At 66.1% G+C, this 3,212-nt stretch carries 3 protein-coding genes; all 3 read right to left on the bottom strand.

All coding sequences use genetic code 11. The annotated features are described in order from the left end of the window. Positions 1–1,322: urocanate hydratase (gene hutU, locus Q0L57_RS09370; RefSeq protein ID WP_296741499.1), on the bottom strand; the 1,322-nt coding region annotated here is incomplete at its 3' end. A 32-nt stretch (positions 1,323–1,354) separates the two neighbouring features. Continuing rightward, a complete protein-coding gene (hutG, locus tag Q0L57_RS09365) occupies positions 1,355–2,173 on the bottom strand; it encodes an N-formylglutamate deformylase (RefSeq protein ID WP_296741496.1) in 819 nt (272 codons plus the stop codon). Then, the coding region (locus Q0L57_RS09360) for an aromatic amino acid lyase (RefSeq protein ID WP_296741493.1) at positions 2,173–3,212 on the bottom strand (1,040 nt) is incomplete at its 5' end. The genes hutG and Q0L57_RS09360, both read right to left, overlap by 1 nt.

Genomic DNA, 3,212 nt, shown 5'->3' with positions numbered 1-3,212 from the left:
CCGATGACGACAGGCGCCTTGAGCTCGCCCTTCGCCACCATCTCGTTGAAGGCGAGGCCCAGACGGTGGCGATCGCCGAGGCCGACCCAGCAGATGCGCGCCGGCAGGCCCTGGAACGAAATGCGCTCGCGGGCCATGTCCAGCCAGTTGTGCAAGTGGGTGTTGCCGGGGGTCAGCTCGCGCACCTTGGCGTCGGTCTTGTAGATGTCCTCCGGATCGCCAGAGAGCGCCGCCCAGCGGAACGGTCCGATGCCACGGCAGAACAGCGGCCGGATATAGGCCGGCACGAAGCCCGGGAAGGCGAAGGCGTTCTCGAAGCCTTCTTCCTTGGCGACCTGACGGATGTTGTTGCCATAGTCGAGCGTCGGCACGCCGGCGTTCCAGAATGCCACCATGGCCTCGACATGCTCGCGCATCGAGGCGCGCGCGGCCTTCTCGACGGCCTTCGGGTCGCTGACGCGCTTCTCGCGCCATTCGGCCATCGTCCAACCCTTGGGCAGGTAGCCGTTGATCGGGTCGTGGGCGGAAGTCTGGTCGGTGACCATATCGGGGCGGATGCCGCGCCGGAACATCTCCGGCACGATCTCGGCCGCATTGCCGAGCAGGCCGACCGACTTCGCCTCGCCGGCCTTGGTCCAGCGGTCGATCATTTCCATCGCCTCGTCGAGCGTCTCGGCCTTCTCGTCGACATAGCGGGTGCGCAGGCGGAAATCGATAGAGTCCGGATTGCATTCGATGGCGAGGCAGCAGGCGCCGGCCATGACCGCGGCGAGCGGCTGGGCGCCGCCCATGCCGCCGAGGCCGCCGGTGAGTATCCATTTGCCCTTGAGGTTGCCGTTGTAGTGCTGGCGACCGGCCTCGACGAAGGTCTCGTAGGTGCCCTGCACGATGCCCTGCGTGCCGATATAGATCCAGGAGCCGGCTGTCATCTGGCCGTACATCATCAGGCCCTTCCTATCGAGCTCGTTGAACTTCTCCCAGGTCGCCCAATGCGGCACGATGTTGGAGTTGGCGATGAGCACGCGCGGCGCATCCTTATGCGTGCGGAAGACGCCGACCGGCTTGCCTGACTGCACGAGCAGCGTCTCGTCCTCGCCGAGCGTCTTCAGCGTGGCGGCGATACGGTCGAAATCGTTCCAGGTGCGCGCTGCCCGGCCGATGCCGCCATAGACGACCAGTTCGTTCGGGTTCTCCGCCACGTCTGGATCGAGATTGTTCATCAGCATGCGCAGTGGCGCCTCGGTCGTCCAGTAGCGGGCGTTGAGCTTGTCGCCGCGAGGCGCGCGCACTTCGCGGATGTTGTGGCGAGGATTGGTCATCATTGTCCCTTTCGAAGCAAGGCGGGCGGCGCGGTTCAGCGCCCGGCCCAGTCAATGGCGGTTTCGAGAATGGTCTTCAGTGTGGCGCGGATCGGCGCCGCGTAGCTGGGATCGTAAGGCACCGGCCAGTTTTCCGGCGCCCCCTTTTCATCAGGCTCGCGCATATAGCCGCGGTTGGCGAGTTCCATCTGCAGCGCATGGACCCCATTCTGGGGCTGACCGAAGCTGCGAGTGATCCAGCCGCCCTTGAAGCGGCCGTTCACCACCCAGGTCTCGCCGGTCGAAGCGAGGATTTCAGCGACCTTTTCCTGCAGCGACGGATCGGTGCTCTTGCCGTCGTTGGTGCCCAGGTTGAACACCGGCAGCGTGCCCTCGAACAGGCGCGGCAATACCGAGCGGATCGAATGACAGTCGTAGACGACGATGTTCTCATGCATGCCGCGCAGCCGGTCGATCTCGGCCTGAAGGGCAGCGTGGTAGGGCGCGAAATACATCTGCCTGCGCTCGTCGATCTCCGATGGCGTCGGCTCGTCGCCCATCTGGTAAAGCGGGTCGCCGTCGAAAGTATCGGTCGGGCAGAGGCTGGTCGTTGCCTGCCCGGGGTAGAGCGAGACCCCGGACGGATCGCGATTGACGTCGATGACGGTGCGCGAGATCGCGGTATGGACGACGGTGGCGCCAAGATCGGTCGCGAAATCATAGAGCTTGTCGATCCACCAGTCGCAGTCGCGGCGGCCCAGCCAGGTCGAGACCAGCCGGCCCTCGAGACCGGCGAGATCGATGCCGGTGTGAGGGATGGAGACCAGCAGCGGCGCCGTGCCTTGCGTGACGGTGAGCCAGGGAGGCGTGGCCATCACGCGGCTCCCGTGACCGACGGCAGCGCGACCGCGCTCGCCGCCTTAACCGCCGCGCCGCCGCGCACCATGGCGATCGCCTTTTCCATATCGGGATGGAAATGGCGGTCGTTGTCGAGATGCGGGACTTCCGAGCGGACCAGCTTGCGCACTGCTTCCAACGCTCCGCTTGAAGCGAGCGGCGCGTGGAAATCGCACCCTTGAGCCGCCGCCAGCAACTCGATGCCGATGACGGCGGTCGCGTTCTCGATCATGCCGAGAAGCCGGCGCGCGCCGTGGGCGGCCATCGAGACATGGTCTTCCTGGTTGGCCGAGGTGGGGATCGAGTCCACGCTCGCCGGATAGGCCTTCTGCTTGTTTTCCGAAACGAGGGCGGCGGCCGTCACCTGAGGGATCATGAAACCGGAATTCAGGCCGGGCTTCGGCGTCAGGAAAGCCGGCATGCCGGACAGCGCCGGATCGACCAGCATGGCAATGCGACGCTCGGACAGCGAGCCGATCTCGCAGACGGCAAGCGCGATCATGTCGGCGGCAAACGCCACCGGCTCGGCGTGGAAGTTGCCGCCCGAAAGCGCGGTATCGTCCTCGGCGAAGATCAGCGGGTTGTCGGTGACACCGTTGGCCTCGGTCTCCAGCGTGTCGGCCGCCTTGCGCAGCACGTCCAGGGCGGCGCCCATCACCTGTGGCTGACAGCGCAGGCAGTACGGGTCCTGCACGCGCTCGTCGCCAACGCGATGCGATTCGCGGATGGCGCTGCCGGCCATAAGATTGCGCAGCGCGTCGGCCGTCTCGATCTGGCCGCGATGCTTCCTCAGGAGATGGATGCGCGGATCGAAAGGCGCGTCCGAGCCCTTGGCCGCGTCGGTCGACAGCGCGCCGGCGACTAGCGCTGACTGGTAAAGCGTCTCGGCCTCGAACAGGCCGGCAAGCGCGAAAGCGGTCGAGAACTGCGTGCCGTTGAGCAGCGCCAGGCCCTCCTTGGCTCCGAGCGTCACCGGCTCCAGCCCGTGCGAAACGAAGGCGACCTTGGCCGGGAAGC

Source organism: Mesorhizobium sp., from assembly GCF_024509055.1.
Taxonomy (GTDB): Bacteria; Pseudomonadota; Alphaproteobacteria; order Rhizobiales; family Rhizobiaceae; genus Mesorhizobium.
Note: the sequence above shows the minus strand (reverse complement) of the source record. Positions and strands in the feature narration are given on the sequence as shown.

Bases quoted from the DNA above. Each gene is read 5' to 3' on its own strand.
- hutG (WP_296741496.1), bottom strand. From the start codon at position 2,173: ATGGCCACGCCTCCCTGGCTCACCGTCACGCAAGGCACGGCGCCGCTG.